The sequence below is a fragment of the Comamonas sp. Y33R10-2 genome, from assembly GCF_019355935.1.
Taxonomy (GTDB): Bacteria; Pseudomonadota; Gammaproteobacteria; order Burkholderiales; family Burkholderiaceae_C; genus Comamonas.
In genome coordinates this window covers 1,338,165-1,353,909 of sequence record NZ_CP079925.1, presented here as the reverse complement: position 1 = coordinate 1,353,909, position 15,745 = coordinate 1,338,165, and the positions used below count along the sequence as shown (strand labels likewise).

At 52.6% G+C, this 15,745-nt stretch carries 21 protein-coding genes; 14 read left to right on the top strand and 7 right to left on the bottom strand.

Translation table 11 applies throughout. The annotated features are described in order from the left end of the window. The first annotated feature begins 29 nt into the window (after nucleotides 1-29). From KUF54_RS06145 to KUF54_RS06090, 12 genes are all read left to right on the top strand, one after another. Entirely contained in the window at nucleotides 30-1,376 is a 1,347-nt protein-coding gene (locus KUF54_RS06145; RefSeq protein ID WP_219345768.1) for a site-specific integrase, read from the top strand. Nucleotides 1,377-1,450: 74 nt separating this feature from the next. Beyond that, nucleotides 1,451-1,762 (top strand): AlpA family transcriptional regulator, encoded by a 312-nt coding sequence (locus KUF54_RS06140; RefSeq protein WP_255576334.1) that lies wholly within the window; start codon nucleotides 1,451-1,453, stop codon nucleotides 1,760-1,762. Nucleotides 1,763-1,774: 12 nt separating this feature from the next. After that, a complete protein-coding gene (locus KUF54_RS06135) occupies nucleotides 1,775-2,158 on the top strand; it encodes a hypothetical protein (protein ID WP_219345767.1) in 384 nt (127 codons plus the stop codon). 2 nt (nucleotides 2,159-2,160) lie between these two features. Continuing rightward, complete coding sequence (locus tag KUF54_RS06130; protein WP_219345766.1) at nucleotides 2,161-5,670, top strand: plasmid replication protein, CyRepA1 family; 3,510 nt, start codon at nucleotides 2,161-2,163, stop codon at nucleotides 5,668-5,670. A gap of 198 nt (nucleotides 5,671-5,868) precedes the next feature. Then, complete coding sequence (locus tag KUF54_RS06125) at nucleotides 5,869-6,909, top strand: hypothetical protein (protein WP_219345765.1); 1,041 nt, start codon at nucleotides 5,869-5,871, stop codon at nucleotides 6,907-6,909. Nucleotides 6,910-6,914: 5 nt separating this feature from the next. Beyond that, nucleotides 6,915-7,250, top strand: a complete 336-nt coding sequence (locus KUF54_RS06120) for a hypothetical protein (RefSeq protein WP_219345764.1) — start codon at nucleotides 6,915-6,917, stop codon at nucleotides 7,248-7,250. Nucleotides 7,251-7,268: 18 nt separating this feature from the next. Further along, the gene (locus KUF54_RS06115; RefSeq protein ID WP_219345763.1) at nucleotides 7,269-7,454 is read left to right on the top strand and encodes a hypothetical protein; all 186 of its coding nucleotides are present in this window, start codon (nucleotides 7,269-7,271) and stop codon (nucleotides 7,452-7,454) included. 192 nt (nucleotides 7,455-7,646) lie between these two features. Beyond that, the gene (locus tag KUF54_RS06110) at nucleotides 7,647-7,982 is read left to right on the top strand and encodes a helix-turn-helix domain-containing protein (protein WP_219345762.1); all 336 of its coding nucleotides are present in this window, start codon (nucleotides 7,647-7,649) and stop codon (nucleotides 7,980-7,982) included. After that, nucleotides 7,979-8,383: a hypothetical protein gene (locus KUF54_RS06105; RefSeq protein WP_219345761.1), complete on the top strand. Its 405-nt coding sequence runs from the start codon at nucleotides 7,979-7,981 to the stop codon at nucleotides 8,381-8,383. The genes KUF54_RS06110 and KUF54_RS06105 overlap by 4 nt, the downstream gene beginning before the upstream one ends. A 145-nt stretch (nucleotides 8,384-8,528) precedes the next feature. Beyond that, nucleotides 8,529-9,032, top strand: coding sequence for a hypothetical protein (locus KUF54_RS06100; protein ID WP_219345760.1), 504 nt, complete (start codon nucleotides 8,529-8,531; stop codon nucleotides 9,030-9,032). 728 nt (nucleotides 9,033-9,760) lie between these two features. Beyond that, a complete protein-coding gene (locus tag KUF54_RS06095) occupies nucleotides 9,761-10,303 on the top strand; it encodes an acyloxyacyl hydrolase (protein ID WP_255576333.1) in 543 nt (180 codons plus the stop codon). 147 nt (nucleotides 10,304-10,450) lie between these two features. After that, nucleotides 10,451-10,933 (top strand): hypothetical protein, encoded by a 483-nt coding sequence (locus KUF54_RS06090; RefSeq protein WP_219345759.1) that lies wholly within the window; start codon nucleotides 10,451-10,453, stop codon nucleotides 10,931-10,933. A 266-nt stretch (nucleotides 10,934-11,199) separates the two neighbouring features. On the opposite strand, the gene KUF54_RS06085 is transcribed toward KUF54_RS06090, so the two are convergent. The 6 genes from KUF54_RS06085 to KUF54_RS06070 form a co-directional block, all read right to left on the bottom strand. Then, nucleotides 11,200-12,057 carry a hypothetical protein gene (locus KUF54_RS06085; protein ID WP_219345758.1) on the bottom strand — a complete coding sequence of 286 codons (858 nt, stop codon included), beginning with the start codon at nucleotides 12,055-12,057 and terminating at the stop codon, nucleotides 11,200-11,202. Next, nucleotides 12,054-12,482 carry an adenosylmethionine decarboxylase gene (gene speD, locus KUF54_RS06080; RefSeq protein ID WP_219345757.1) on the bottom strand — a complete coding sequence of 143 codons (429 nt, stop codon included), beginning with the start codon at nucleotides 12,480-12,482 and terminating at the stop codon, nucleotides 12,054-12,056. Before speD ends, KUF54_RS06085 begins: the two co-directional genes overlap by 4 nt. Before the next feature lie 728 nt (nucleotides 12,483-13,210). Further along, entirely contained in the window at nucleotides 13,211-13,336 is a 126-nt protein-coding gene (locus KUF54_RS17385; protein ID WP_255576332.1) for a hypothetical protein, read from the bottom strand. 243 nt (nucleotides 13,337-13,579) lie between these two features. Then, nucleotides 13,580-13,702 (bottom strand): hypothetical protein, encoded by a 123-nt coding sequence (locus KUF54_RS17380; RefSeq protein ID WP_255576331.1) that lies wholly within the window; start codon nucleotides 13,700-13,702, stop codon nucleotides 13,580-13,582. Nucleotides 13,703-13,747: 45 nt separating this feature from the next. Further along, nucleotides 13,748-14,104, bottom strand: a complete 357-nt coding sequence (locus KUF54_RS06075) for a hypothetical protein (protein ID WP_219345756.1) — start codon at nucleotides 14,102-14,104, stop codon at nucleotides 13,748-13,750. Next, the gene (locus KUF54_RS06070) at nucleotides 14,085-14,348 is read right to left on the bottom strand and encodes a hypothetical protein (protein WP_219345755.1); all 264 of its coding nucleotides are present in this window, start codon (nucleotides 14,346-14,348) and stop codon (nucleotides 14,085-14,087) included. The genes KUF54_RS06075 and KUF54_RS06070 overlap by 20 nt, the downstream gene beginning before the upstream one ends. A gap of 287 nt (nucleotides 14,349-14,635) precedes the next feature. Here KUF54_RS06070 and KUF54_RS06065 point away from each other — a divergent pair, with 287 nt between their 5' ends. Then, nucleotides 14,636-15,136, top strand: a complete 501-nt coding sequence (locus KUF54_RS06065; RefSeq protein ID WP_219345754.1) for an MgtC/SapB family protein — start codon at nucleotides 14,636-14,638, stop codon at nucleotides 15,134-15,136. On the opposite strand, the gene KUF54_RS06060 is transcribed toward KUF54_RS06065, so the two are convergent. Next, nucleotides 15,133-15,456, bottom strand: a complete 324-nt coding sequence (locus KUF54_RS06060) for a hypothetical protein (protein ID WP_219345753.1) — start codon at nucleotides 15,454-15,456, stop codon at nucleotides 15,133-15,135. The two genes, KUF54_RS06065 and KUF54_RS06060, sit on opposite strands and share 4 nt — an antisense overlap. Before the next feature lie 72 nt (nucleotides 15,457-15,528). On the opposite strand from KUF54_RS06060, the gene KUF54_RS17535 reads away from it, so the two are divergent. After that, on the top strand, nucleotides 15,529-15,660 hold the full coding sequence (locus KUF54_RS17535) for an AlpA family transcriptional regulator (protein WP_219346288.1): 132 nt from the start codon (nucleotides 15,529-15,531) through the stop codon (nucleotides 15,658-15,660). Nucleotides 15,661-15,745 lie beyond the last annotated feature (85 nt).

Genomic DNA, 15,745 nt, shown 5'->3' with positions numbered 1-15,745 from the left:
AGATGGCAAATCACTACTGGAGGTGAATCATGCTGACTGACAAAGAACTGGGGAATCTCAAGCCAACTGCGGGGAAAGTGCTGAAGGTTGCAGACCGTGACGGAATGTATGCAGCAGTTCTGCCCACCGGCACCATCTCGTTTCGGTACGATTACCGCCTGAATGGCCGTCGCGAAACGCTTGCTATTGGCCGCTACAACGGGGATTTAGGACGTAAGCCAGCGCGCGAACCTGACACACTTGAATACGGGATGGAGGTGTCTCTAAGGGAAGCACGGTCATTACTGGAACGTGCACGGCGTGATGTTGAGCGAGGCGAATCGCCTTCCCGAGCCAAGGTAGAAAAACGCACACGCGCTTCCGACGCCCTATCCTTTGGAGGGTGGGTAGAAAATTATTTCCAGCACAAAGCTGACCCTAAAAGCGGTGCTGAGCAGTTGGCCGACAGCACGCTTGCGTTTCGTCGCTCTACCTATAGACGCGTCATAGAGCCGGTTTTTGGTCGCCTGCGCTTGGAAGAGATAACGCCACAGCGTTTGATGCAACTGTGTGACGATGCAAAGATTAAGCGCGGCCCTGCTGTGGCAGTTCATGTGCGCGAAGTGGTACTAGCTGTTTTCAGGCATGCGCAAGGGCGAGGGCAAACCGTCACCAACCCCGCCGAATCCGTGCGGGCCAGTGCAATCGCAACCTTTACCCCTCGTGACAGAGCCCTGACGCCAGCCGAAATAAAGAAATTCTTGAGCGCATTGGAGCGTGTAGCCACTACGCCAACGCTCCGCTTAGCACTGAAGTTCATCTTATTGACAGGTGTTCGCAAAGGAGAATTTATCGATGCCACCTGGAGTGAAATTGATTTCGATGCTGAACGCTGGGTTATACCTGCGGCAAGAATGAAAGCAGGTAGTCCTCACATCGTTCCCCTCAGTGAACAAGCCTTGGATATTCTCACTGCCTTTCGCTCCTGCTTTAGCTCAAGTAGATACCTGCATCCCGGACGGTATGACAGCGATACGCCTATATCAAACGCAACACTTAATCGCGTTATCGATGCAGCGGTTAAAAAAATTCAAGTAAATGAACCTGATTTTCAAACATTCGGTGTGCACGATTTGCGGCGTACATTTTCTAGCGGCTTGAATCGCGCAAAATTCGATGAACGCTGGATTGAAATGTCACTGGCGCATGCTCCCAAGAATAGAATTGCTGCTGTATATAACGTAAACCGTTACCTGACTGAACGAAAAATTATGCTCCAGTGTTGGAGCGATATGTTGGATACATGGATGCGCGGTGAATCTGCCCGCGAGATAATTCTAGAAGCCAAACGGAAGGCGGCAGAAATTCATGAAGATGACCTGGACGATGATCTTTGATTTCGATATATCAGCATTAAATTACCCGGCTTGGCCGGGTTTTTTATTGCAATCGTTACCAAGAATGATTTGGAATGAGCTTCCGTGAGATTTTAGGAAAACCCGCAAGAAGAAGCACCGATGAGTTGTCGCGAAAATTTACTCAGCTCAACTCACAAGGACTCAGCAAAATGCAACAAATCTCAGGCAAAAGCGTTGACATCTACATCCGTCAATCGCAGCTCATCAAGGACAAACTCGTCCCATTCAGCGCTGCTACATTGTGGCGTCGCGTTCAAGACGGCACATTCCCTGCCCCCATAAAAATTTCGCAAAGAGTTACTGCTTGGAGATTAGAAGACATTCTCCACTGGCAAAGTAGCTTCAATAAGCTAGCGCAGAAATAAAAAGGGGCCGCGATGTACCAGATCACAGCCCCTAAAAAATACACTAAATTGGACATTGTTTTTGGCAAAAATAATGTCACACGCTATTTTATACATCCTTCGATGATTAATGCGCAACGTGTTAAGCAAAGATTTTCAGATGCAGTAATTGCGCCTGACCTTAGGAAGACAGAGGAAGCGCGCATAGCATGGATTGCATACACAGCTTGGGCGCTTGCAAAACAGGTTGCCGATGGCCGGATATATCGTGACGACCCACTGATTGCAGCGGAGTTTATGGCGCGGTGTGCATCCATGTCCATGAGAGAGAAGCCTTGCCCATTCACGCGGCTGGACTTTGAAATGATGCTGTTTGATGCGTTTTACCGTAAACGCCGCCCATTTGCCATTGGCTAAGAATGGCTCGCTTCCTTGACTGGTGCGCGGCTACATACACACAACCCGAAGACGCTCTAGCCGCATATTTTGAGGATGCTGTGCAAGCCGCTGCATCCGTGGGCGCAACACTTGACCACCTGCCTTTGTTGGATGGACTAAAGCACTATGTGCCGAACCTGAATGGCCGCAACGACAAAAAGCAGTTCTACCTTGCCAGCATTGAAACCGACAAGGACGGCACCGCCTGGCCTGCTGTGACCTTCAAGAGCTTCAAGGGTGCATCGGTTTATTGGAAGCCCCGCGATTTGGCCTGGCAGCAATTCATGGCCCAGCGTGGCACGGTGGCTGCGAACGACAACGACCGCAGGGGCTACCGCGCCGCCGCCGCTGCCGCCATCCAGGCCGCCAAAGCCAAGGCCGCCGAGCATGAGCGTAACCAGGCTGAAGGCCGCACCGCTGCTGCTGCCGCTGCCTTGGCAGCCTGGCAGGCCGCAACCCTTGCCGATGCTCACTCATACCTGAGCCGCAAGGGAGTGCAGGCCCATGGCCTGCGCCTGGCAGGACACGACCTGCGCGCACGCCTGTGGAATGACGAGGCCCAGCAGTGGCAGGACGCTGCCACAGTGCGCGCTGGTGATTTGCTGGTGCCTATGTTGGACGATGCCGGGGCCTTGGTGAACATTCAGCGCATCACCCCGCAAGGCGTGAAACGGTTTGTGATGGGTGGCCGCGCCCACGGTTGCCACCATCGCATTGATGGCAGCACAGTCCTGGTTGAAGGCTACGCTACCGGGGCCACCTGGCACGCGGCCACGGGTGATGCTGTGGTGATTGGCTTCAGTGCTGGTGCATTGGCCGCAGTGGCCGCATACACCAAGCCAGACGCCATCGCAGCAGACAACGACGACAGCAAAACCGGCGAGAAGGCCGCCAAGGCAACAGGCCTGCCGTATCACTTGCCACCCTTGGTGGGCGATTGGAACGACTACGCCGCAGCGCATGGCCTGGAGGCTGTGCGCGCTGCTGTGGCGAACGATAACGCCGAAGCATTCACGCGCCCCTATGCTCTGCCGCTGGTTGAGCTGAAGGGGCGCGAACAGACCTGGTGGAACAAGCTGGCCGCAGCCGATGACGCGGCACAGGCCGCCGCGCTGGCTTGGTCGATTGGCCGCCGCCTGTGCGTGCGCGTGCCTGTGCTTATGACCTTGGAAGCACTGGCCGAGCAAATCGGCAACAACACCATGCCGGGGGCACTGCACCCCGCAACCCTTGCCGCCATCGTTGCAGCGCTGGCCCGCATCGTGGATTGGCGAAAGCGCCGCGCAATGGCTGCCGTAACTATGTCAGCAGAGGCCACCGCACGGCACAACGTAGAAACCGTGGCAAACCTGCCCACACTGACCGCCGAGGACTACAAGGGCGTTTTGCTGCTTGCATCACCCATGGGTAGTGGCAAGACCCAGCGCATAGGCCAGCCATTTTCGTCGTGGGCAAAGCACCAAGAGGCCCGATTCCTGGCGACCTGCCACAGGCAAAGTCTGGTTGCTGAGCTGGCCCGAGTGCTGGCCTGTGACCACTACCAGGAAACACCAGGCGAGATGGCCTGGAGCGTGCAAGCCATGGCAACCTGCCTGCCATCCATCGTGAAGGCAGACCACAGCCAAATCATTGATGAGGCTGGGAATGTGTTTATTGATGAAGTGGCACAGGTACTACGCAGCATTGCCAGCAAAGTGACCGTTGCCGACAAGAAAAGCCGCGCCGATGTATTCCACACGCTGCGCGAGCTGGTGAGCCGAGCCAAATGCCTGATTGGCGCTGATGCAGGCATGGATGACCGCGTGCTGTCCTTTCTGGAGAGCTGCCGCCCTGGCGAGCGATTCCGCATCATCCAGCAGCCGCACCGCATTGAGGGCTTGACCGTGTCTTATGGCTTTGGCCCTGAAGCCCTCGCCACGGCCTATGGTGAGGCCATGGCACGACTGACCCAGGGCGAACGCTTATGGATTGCGTGCGGTGAAAAATCCCGAGCAATTGAGGCCGCGCGCATCTTGGCAAGCACTGGTGCCCGCATCCTGCTGCTGCATGGCGACAACAAGGAAAACGCCGAGCAAGCCGCTTTCTGGCGCGACCCTGAAGCCATCAGCCGCGACTATGACTGTGTGATTGCGAACAGCGTTATTTCCTCTGGCCTGTCTATCGAGCACAGAAAAACTGGTGAACACTTCACGCATGGCATGTTTTTGGGTAGTGGGGCCACTATCACCCCTGCCGATGCTTTGCAGATGCTGCGCCGCGTGCGCTACCTACGTGCCTGGACGGTGGCAATTACGCCGAACAACGCCAAGGACATTGACAACGTTGATGCCATCCTGGCGGGCATGGAGCAGGCCGCAGGCATCGAAGGCTCAATCCTGGTCACGGCCACAGACTTTGACGCATTTGTGGCCGGTATCGAGGCCGACCAGGCACGCTGGCGCGCGGACTTCGCCGCTGGCCTGTGGTGGGCACTGGAGCACCAGGGCTTCACGCTTGAGCGCATGGCCGTGCAGGCTGATGCAGGCATAACCGCCGAGCTGAAGACCACACGAGCCGCCATCCGTGAAGAACGACGCGCCGCCATCCTGGCCGCTGCTGACCTGGACGATGCCCAAGCCCGCCGCCTGCGCGAAAAGCCCAGCCGCACAGAGGCCGAGCAAGACGCGCTGTTGCGCCATCGCATCAAGTCGGACTTGTGTTTAACCACCTTGGATGGTGATGCCCTGGACATTTGGGACGATGGCCGAGGCCCACGCCGCATGGACAGATTCAGCGCAGCCACACAGCGCATGGCCGAGCGCCAAGACCACACCGGCGAGGACTTGGCCCTGCGCCGCTTCACCAAGGCCCGTGCGCTGGCTTATTCCTGGTTGCTGGAAGGCGTTGCCTTGGCCCCTGGCCTGCGCATCACTCAGGCCGTTGCATCATCACTGGTTGAACGAGTGATTGAGCGCCGATATTTACAGGCCTTTCTTGGCATCGTGCCTGCTAAGTGGGCGCATGATGTGGGCACCGACTTAAAGGGCAAATCAAAACCATTTCCAGCCCCTGTATACCCAGTGCGTGAAGTAGCAGAAATCCTTGAGCGCATGGGGCTAGAGTTGAAGCGCCGTGAGTTCCGCTTTGCCCTCACATGCCCTGATATCTCCTTAGAAGTAATCACACCATGTGAGGGCAAAAGCACACGGCACTATGCGCATGAGCTGACCGCCGAAAGCTGGGAGCGCATCGCCTTATGGGCAGACCGCCGCAACAAAGGGCGCAAGAGTATTACTGTGGAACATGCGCAGCAAATCGTTGTCCCTGCTGGTGAAGATGAGCGTTACTGGCACTCTGTGCGGTTGGAGCTGTGGCAACAGTCCGAGCAAGTCACAGCGCCGCAAGCATTGGGCAGGCTATCTGCTGCGCTCAAGGGGCGAGCCATTACCCCTGCTGTGAGGCTGACCCGCTTTTGGTGGAGTGAGGTGATGGGGCCGAGGCTGGCGGCATAGGGGGCGTGAGGTAGGTTCTTCCCTAGGGGGCCAGCCTGCGGGGACAGTGTTCCCGCGCCGTTTCATATCTGCGTGTCCAGAAAACATGATTTCCGTTTCCTCATGCGCGTAACGCATAACCAGCGGAAAACCCGCAAGAAGATTTTCAAGCTTGGAAAAAAAACAATAGCACTCATCCCAACCAAACGAGTGCAAGCAATGAAACTTCAAGAACTTCTCGACCAAGCCCGCCATGCTTCTGGTGTGCATTTGCATATTGCCCCAGGCAACATAGACCCTCACGCTGTGACCCGTGAACGTGCCGCGTCCTATGGCGTTCTGCGCCTTACCGAATCGCTGACGGTGCCTGCCGCTGATGTGGCTACGCGCTGCCTCATCCCCCTGGATGGCGAGGCCGTTTCCCGCGCTGCCACCAAGACTGCCCGCGATGAGCTGATCGAACTGGGCAACGAGCTGCGCACCGCCGAGCGTGAAGGTCGATCGTTCCTGATGCCTTCAAACGGTGTTTCCACAATGGCTGGTGCCGTGGTCAACGCTTCCCAAGTGGCCGCAGCCGGTGCCCGCATCATCCCCATCAGCGCAGCCCCCGACAGCCCCCAGCCCGAAATTCAGACTTACGGCAAGGCCCTGCCTGCGCCTGTACTCTATCAACGTCCTGAAACCTTCAGCATCATCACCGCTGCCAAGTTCGCCGCCCTGGCTGATGGCGTTGATGTGGCAACTACCGCTTTCCCCGCTTCCCGTGCTTCTGTGCTGTGGGGCGATGCGCCATCGCACGCTTTGCGCTTTGAAATCTCGCGCAAAGACCAGAAGGCAAAAGCGCCTGAAGAACTGGCATTTGAAATTGAGCAAGCAATTGCCCGTGGCCTGGCCCGCCTGGCTGATGCTGTGCTGCTGGGTGCCATCGCCGCCGCAAACCCTGCCGCTTTCACCCTAGCAGCTGCTGCTGCCAAGGGCCTCCGCTTCGCTGAGCTGCGCGCCTTGGTCGGCACCACCGCCACTGGTGCAGCAGTTGGCTTGGACGGCATGCTGCGCGCTGCTGGAATCGCTGCTGAACTGACCGACACAACGGCAGCCACAACCATTGGTGCATTCAACCGCGCTGCCGTGGCCGTAGAAGACGAGGTGCAAATCATCGTTGACCGCACCAGCCTGCATGGCGACCTTGCCATTACAGCCCACGCATCCATGCGCGCATTACTGCCCGACGGTGGCGCTTTCTTCAAACTAACCGCCTAAACATCATGCGATTTAAACCGCGCAAGCGCCCCGAACCAGCGCCGATGGTTGAAGAAGCATCCATACTGCCACGCGCTGTGGTAGAGGCTCTTGATAAGGCGTCACTACATGAACGCGCAGAGGGCGAAGACCATCAACGCATTGCCGTAATGCTGCCAAGTGGGCGAGCCTGGATGTACGAAGGTGAAGATGAGTCCATTCAGAAGCTGGCTGAAGCTATGGCTCTGAGCCAAGAGCAAGCCAAGGCCGCCGCAAAACAGCTGGATAAACGCATCAGAGCCATGGTGAGCAAGACGCGCCGCGACCGCCGCGCTGCCAGCTCTTGGGTGCATGGTTTTTAAGTATCAAGGACCCACGATATGACCACCACACACGCAAACGATTGCAACCGAGTAACGGTTACCCTGCCTGCTGAGCTGCGCCCTTTGCTGGAGCAGCAACGCCGAAGCCTGGAGAGCGGCACAGGCCTGCGCGTTAGCCTGAGTCAAGCAGCTGCTGCACTAGTGCGCCGCAGCGCCGAAGCAAAGCCGCAGCCGAGCAAATAGTTTTATTTGGGGCTGTAGTCGTCCTCTGAACAGGGATGGTGACAGCTGGCATGGCAGTTGAAAGCGTTTTGCCCCAGGCGCACCATGCACCCCATTTTTTTCCCGAGGCCATTTTGTGAAAACACGATCTGACCAGCGCGCGGCTGGTTTCGAGATGGAAGGCCTCCCATCACCGCGCAACTAAAGCATGCCATGACCACAAACCTGACCGCACCCGATATTGCCGAGATAGTTGGCCTCACGCCCCGCCGCATCCGTCAGTGGGCCGAAGATGGGCAGCTCAAGCGCCAAGGTGTAGGGCTCTATGACGTTGGCTGGTGCATGTATCTTGCTATTGCCAACAAGGCAGCCCCCCAGCAGATCAAGAAGCATGGCGCTTCTGTCATGGTGGCCTGGTCTTGGCTGAGTGGGGTAGCAAACCCGCCAACCCCAGCAGACCGCACTGCACTTGTTGGCCTGTTTAAACGCAATGGATTCACCGCAGACGATGCCGCCCAGGCCATCGGTACAGCCCTGGCCCTTATATGAGCAAAAACTACGACCTGTGTGAACCCCTGCGCGCCATCGCTGACGTGATTGGCCGCGAGAGAGCTTTACTCCTGGCAGGCAAGATTATTCGTTGGGAAGCTGCCAAGGGCAAAAGCATTGGCCGCCGTGGCTGGGTTTATGTCCCGAAAACTCACACCGAAAACAGCGTGCTTGCTGGCCTGGTTGACCCTGATGATTTGGCCGCCCTAGTTGCGGCACTAGGTGGCGAGTTGATGCAAATTACTGCACCTATGGCACCTATTCGCCGATTGCGCGATGCGCGCATAGAGGAACTATGCAATGACGGTGAGCCAGCTGCCCTGATTGCCTGGAAAATGAACATGAGCACTCGGCAAGTGCGCAATGTTTTGCACGCAGCGTTGCCAGCTGACGCACATTAGGAACCTCCTTTAGCCTAGAGGATTCCGACTTCCTTGAGCATTGACCCAGTTCATTCACAGTTGAATTTTCCAACAAGTCTTACATTTAGTAATGACTGCAAATTTCCCCTGTAAGCTCTAAAAAGATCTACAAGAAGGGCTAATCATGTCGTGCGAGGAATGGGGGTTCAATCCTACCGCAGTAGGTGCTATCGCCACTGCAGCTGCAACCTGCGTTGCGCTTTTTGTTGTAATAAAAGATGCTAGGTCACGTTTGGCGGTACGCAGGCAAGCACTCAGGGTTGCTATAGCTCTACTTGATGATGAACTCACGACTTTGACTTCTTATGGAGAAGGCTGGCAAATCGCGTCCCTTCTTGTAATTGAACAGACGACCAAAGCAGGAGTCAGGGAGACGGCAGAGTCGGATTTACTTGCATCCAACCTCCGTGCATACATTGATAACCAAACGCATCTTTCTGAGCAAACGATGCTAGCTGCTATACGTGTGCTGAATATAACGTCCACATACCGTAAAGCCTTTTCGGAAAAGAGCTGTGCCCCGCTCAACAAGAAGAAGGGTAGTTATGAAACCCACTATGCGGCGCTTACTGCGGAAGTTCAAGAGCTACGCCGGCTTATGAATTTGGAGTCTCAAAGCTGTTGGTAAGCTGATAATTTCTTGACGGTATCCATGACGGTATTATTCGAATAAAATTAATTATTGTTTATATTTTTCAACAACTTACGAAATTAATTCATTATCGAGTGGGAATAAAAGTACGTCGCGAAGTAATTCGCGACCTTTAGACTTTTTTTTCATGTAAGCCCGCGATTTCGCGGGCTTTTTTCATTTTTATCTAGCTCTATCTTGAATCGAGCAGAGTTTTGTAGATAGTTCACAGCCTGCTATTTCCGTTCAAATAGGAGTCCATATGTGGACTGCCCCTAGGCAGGTAGACAAACCCCATAGAGTTTGAGAGATGCAATTCCGTGAGGACGGCAGCTATCTAGAAAAGCTAGTCGATTCAATGGGCACCCTCAAAACGCAGCAAAGGCACAACTACATTTAGGGTTTGGGGGAGTTCGCCCTCAGGCTGCTTTATGCAACAAAGCCGATTCAAGTTAGAACTTATACAGTTATTTATTTGTTGATACCAAACGCTCTCCAGGACGTTTGTTTACTCATTTGATCAAATTTTTGTCCGCAGTGTGTTGGATGTGGCACTAGTAAAAGCTTTTCTTTAACGCCCACGGGATTAGCCATCGTAATGCTGCGTTCGACATGGATAGCTCTCCATTGCCTACTCAATATTTTGAAAGCTTTATACACATTCAAGGCGTGCGGTATCTGAATCGGTTTCCGCTATTCATATTTACCGCTGTAAGGAGTGAACTTTGGTACTTAAAAAATCGATTTGGCTGGCGAGTGTTGTCATTGCATGCGGTGCTGTCCAAGCCAATGAAGCGAAAACTATCTATGTTCAGGGTGGTTGGGGAGAAAACACTGCTGGATCCGCTGTACTGGGAGCAACACTGCCTTGGGAGAATTGGTCATTGAGCTTGGGCAGTGGCTCCTTACGAGGACAGTGGGATGCCTATGCGGGTATTTGGTCAAGTCAACTCGAAGATGCATCTCGGCGCAACATCTGGGTCATCGGTTTTGGTCCAAGTTTGCGCTGGCGCGGCAGCGAAGGTCAATCGCCATGGTTTGGCGAGGTTGGGACCAGTTTGCACCTGTCGAGCCGCATGTATCGTTCAGGCAATGTCGACTTCAGCACACGCTATAACTTCGCATCACATATTGGGGTCGGACGAAACTTTGGTGTGAACCGCCAGCATGAGATTTCATTACGCCTGCAACACACTTCCAACGCCAGCATCAAGCGGCCCAATCCTGGCCAGAATTTTGTTCTGTTTCGTTACGCCCACAAGTTTTGAGTTCATCAAATCTGGACACTTTGTTCATGGAACCAACCGTTATCTGAGGTCATGGATGTGGGTGCAGTTCCTACAGCATCGATACCTTTTACGCCGGACTATGGCTAACCCGTCGCCTTGGCGTGTTGGACACTGAAAGGAATCTATATGACCGATCCTAATGACAAGCTGAATCCTGACCCAATTACCGGAGAGCCAGGATCTCACCCTGTAGGTACTGGTTTAGGCGCAACTGGAGGGGCCCTTGCTGGTGCCGCTGCAGGCATTGTCGGCGGACCAATTGGCGTTGCCGTAGGTACGGTTGTGGGTGCAGTGATTGGTGGTTTTGCAGGCAAAGAAGCTGCGGAAGTTGCCAACCCTACCCAACATGACGCTTACTGGCGAGAGGCCCATAAAGGAGAGCCATACTACCTCTCTGAGTACACCTACGACGAGTACGGCTCAGCATATAAAGCAGGATATGAATCACGATTTTCCGGCTCGGATTGGGATACAACTCGAGCGGAGTGGGCTCGTCGCTGGGATGCCGAGCACGCTGATGGAAAACTTAAATGGGAAAAAGCTGAGCCTGCAGTCAAAGCCGCTTGGGAGCGTGCAAATCGTTCCTATGTGCAGGAAACTGGTTCTTGATATATAAAATTTAGGTAGGTGGAAATCAAGACATCTACCTAAATTTTTATTTCTTTTTACTTTTATTGATCTTCTAGGCGAATCTGCAATCTTGACAAGCAGACACTTCTGGCTTTGGCCTTCACAGCATCTATCACTAAAAGCTGATTCATCAGCATCAGTTTTTAGATTGAAGGTTGCAGTCGGAGCAATACCCCGCACAGCGAGCTTTGCACTATCCTCTCGCAATATCTCGTCGGTGTACGCGACGAACTATAAATTTGCTATTACCATTTATGCGCCAATCCCACCATAGCATTTAAAGTTCGCTCATCTACGATCGAAAGCGGATCACCTCGCAATTCAGATAATTCTCGCTTCCAAAAATCCTCTGAAGGCATTAGTACGTTTTCCTCAACAGCTGCAATGGCCATCATCCACGGCCCCCCTGATACTGCGATATTGGTAATGAATGGACGCACTGTCCCGAATGTGGATCTCAACGCAGCAAGCACCTCAGAACAACGTTGAGCTTGAGCCCAAGGTGCACCAATATGAAGACTCAATGCTCCAGAACGACCAACTACTCTGGCGCATTTTTCGAAAAAATCAACATTCCACAGCGGTAATGATGGACCAATTGGATCGGTTAAATCCAGCACTAATGCATCCACGGTGCATTGTTGTGAAATAAGTTCTTCAATTCGAGCCATTCCATCACCGATCGTCAAGCGATAACGTGAGTCAACAAGCTGATTTTCATCTAAAAGTCCGTGGTGCAAGAGGCGCAAATATTTACGGCTCACATCAATCACACAGTGGTCTAGTTCAATATGCTCAAGCTTTTCCACCTGAGGCCACTTTAGTAATTCTTCAGCAGCACCTCCGTCCCCCCCTCCTATAATTAATACGTTTCGAGAATTCGGAACATGCCCCATCAGCATATGGACAAGTGGTTCGTGATAACACGCTTCATCTGCCTCGCTGCATTGCAGAGCCCCATCGATTCGCAAAATATGTCCAAATTGCGGATGGTGTAGCATCTGAATATGTTGATACCTACTATGCACATCTTGAAGCAATTGAGCATCAATGCCATAGTAATAACCCGGACTCAATTCCTCTTCAAAACACTGATTATTCATATATCATTTTTCAATTGTGGAGTCAATGAGTGCCTCTGCACACATTTTCGACTATGTGAGATAGGTTCAAACAATGCTTGCAAGGCATCTGCCAAGCGCTCTCCTTTGGCCTTATTGGACTCATTGAAATCACAAACATAAACATCAATAGCTACGAATCCTGATTCTGGCCAGGTATGCACAGTTACATGCGACTCTGAAAGTATTAATGCACCAGTTACACCACTCGGTTGAAACTGGTGGAAGACTTGACCAACTACAGTCATTCCTGCATCACGTGCGACAGAAGGAAGAAACTTCTCTAAATGCTCAGTTTTCTCTAAAAGTCTTTTATCAGCTTGACAATCAGAAAGGTCTAGCAGCCAGTGGTGGCCGGTTATGACTGGTTGATCTTGATTATCTAATTTTATTTCAAGTAAACTCATTCAAGAATTCCTTTGCTGTCTTTGACACACAGATCAGCTTGACTCAAGCTCATCCTAAGCATATTTGACTTCGGAAATAGGCCAATGCACCGCAAGTGACGATTGCAAATGAACCATATTTCATCTCTATCGTTAGAAAATATAAAATATGCATCAGAAGTTTCTGAAGGGTTAAATAAACCCAATGCACGATAAGCAGTATCTACATTAAACCCACTCTCCAACGGAAGGGGTTTTGGACCGTTAACCAACTGTTCAACTCGCAAATATAGACCTGGTTCAAAACTGAGCATAAATATATCCAGACAAATGATAGAAAATAAATTTAATTGTTAAATTTAAGGCGATTTCACGCTCTTCATTTATCCATTAATTCATTGTTTGTTGTAGTTTGTCAACCGTATATTCGCGAGTTAATTTGGAATACGTCGGAAATAGTGCCGCAGTCATGTCGTCATTCATCCCTAAATGAATTAAATATGGTTGGCAAATTGGAGATTTAGATCGATATATACAGAAATTTTCAAATAACCGGTATGAGATGTACTGTGAAAATCGCAAATTGATCTAATCCATCTCATCCCTAAAAAACTGCTGCTAGCACCTGCATCTGCGCGCTTAATGCTTTAAGGGCAGTCTCCGCAATCCGCTGAGTGCGTTCCTTGCCCATCTCGCACACTTTCTTCCACACACCCGGGATCTTCACGGTGATAGGCTCATCGGGATTGTTAATGTTCCAGTCGGCTAGCTTCTGCAGTCTTTACGCCCTCAAGAGCACGCGAGCGCTTGAGCATGGGCGACTCATTGAGCACCTTCACCAAATCATCAAACGCGACCTCTACTTCAGCACGCACTCCCTGCTTGTGCTTGGGATCTTCAATCCAGTTGTCAGAGGCAAGATACTAATTGGTCGGGCTTGTGATGCGCGACCGCTCTAGACATGCGCGCGTGTATCCACTGCCGCCACGACCATCCGTGCCAATTTGCGTTGCTCTTGCATGCGCAGGTAGCGCGCTACCTTGCTCTGCTTTATTGGCTTTAGAGACATTGGTATTCACTCCTGTTCCAATAGCTGATAACGTTTACTGCGCAAGCGCTTAGAGTGCTTTCTCCAATTCTCCCATGTGCTTGTGTTTTCGGCCGTAATGGGCAATAGCCTGTTGCAGCTCCTGCTCACTCATCGCAGGAATCTGCTTGGCCAGAATCTTGGTGATGTCCATCAAAGGCACCGGCACAGGTGCACCCGTGGTCGAAGCGCTGCGCTCTTACCCGCCAGATGCTTGAAGCTCTAAGCGGGTGAGTTGGCTTTGCAGCACGTTTCGCTGGGCCGCCATCTCTTTGTTCCAGCCCTGGGCCTTGCCCTGCTGCTGCATATGACCAATGCTTGCCCGCAAGTCGTCCATCTGGGCATGCAGCGAGATTTTGCCTGCATCTGGGTCCACACTTTGGACAGCTAGAGACGATGGCGCGACCTCCTTTGGAGCTATGTCCTGCGCCGCGCCTGTCAAAGTGACTGCTGCGGGTGCTTGCTCCGCCGGTCCGGTCAAGCTTGTAGTCGCACCGGAATCCACCGCCATGGCTGCTGCCTTGGATAGAGCTCCGTCATTCAGGTCCAAACCCATGGCCTGAGAGGGGGGTCAGCTGCTGCGCGGCAGCGTCTGCAGTTGCGCCTGCATCCGTGCTCCAGTTAGGAGTGGCAAAGTCCCGCGCGAAGTTGATTTCATTGCCTGCAGCTCCGGGCGCTGCACCAGGCAAGGTTTCGTAATCCAGATTGGGGGAATTGGCAGGCGATGCCACCGCAGCGCCAGGCTCTCCCACATCGAGCGTAGAAGCGTCTGGGGCAGTTGTCCATGCAGCAGCAGGCACACCAGCATCACTTGCTGCAACACCCTGATGGACAGCTGTATTTGCTGCCTACAGACGTAAAGTGCACCGCCCTCCAATCTATTCACCACACGCCCGCTAACAAGCGGGTTTCGCATTTCTGGAGCCTCAATGTTCAAGAACATGATCATTTACTGCATCGGAGCGGGTTTTTCACTTATGGAGGCCTATGCCTACTTCGAACTTTCTACAGCACAACCAAAATGGCTTTGCTTGCTAATCCGAATCTAAATTCGTGGTTGGCTGAGTAACGTTTAAAGGGTCCATTAATGAACGAAACGCTCAACACCATAGCTAACACCATTGCCAGTGAGTTTTCAGATGTCTCGGACGCAGCCCAAGCAACAAGGATCGTTGTTCGTCTGTTTTTGGCAGCTGTTTTGGGGGGGCTCCTTGGATGGCAACGTGAGGCAAATGGAAAGGCTGCTGGATTGCGCACTCACATGCTGGTGGCCATGGGGTCATCATTGGTCGTGCTTGTTTCTTTGCAGTCTGGTGTAGATACAGCTAATGCTGCACGCGTAATACAAGGAGTTATTACTGGTGTTGGTTTTCTCGGTGCCGGAGCAATCTTGAAGTCTGATGGTGAGAACTCAGCACCTTATGTAAAGGGACTCACTACTGCTGCCGGACTTTGGCTCACTGCCGCCATCGGCGTTTGTGCAGGATTAGGTGAAGAAGCAACTGCAGTCATCAGCACAATCTTTGCACTCTTAATCTTGAGCGTAATACCCATGCTCACAAAAAGTAGCCTATCCAAACAGAGCTAAAAACCCAGCTTGTTCAGGCAAGACGTGAACAGATCAATAAATGACTTGAACTTCACAAACTCTTGAATATTGGCCCTGATAGATGGAGCATGGTGCACGGGAAATACACAACATTTAAAAGCAAGTCTACCCGCCAGACAAGGCTTGGTAAAAGCAGGACTGAGCTTCAACAACGGCTGGCTAAGCGCAAAACGCGCCATTGAATACGGGTGTATGTAGCACATGCGCAAGCCCGCCAGCGCCGCGACAAGCGAGCGCTTCCCCTTACTTTGATAACCATGAGCCCCGCCACTGAGCGGGGTTCTTTTTTGGAGAGCCAAGATGAAGCTCCTAGACCGTAAAGCCCTTTGCGATAAAGTACCCTACTCAGACCGCTATATCTTCAAGCTGGAATCTATTGGCCTTTTCCCGAACGAATTGTTCTGCCACCGCGCAGAGTCGCATGGGATGAAGCTGAAGTGGGCGCATGGATTGAAGAACGCCGCAATGCCAATCTGAAGGCTTCAGCACCTCTCAGCCATTAGCTAACCCAGACCATCTTAATAATGGTATCTGTGATGGAATTACGTAAAGACCAAGTCTTCCAGAGCACACCAGATAAGGCTTTCA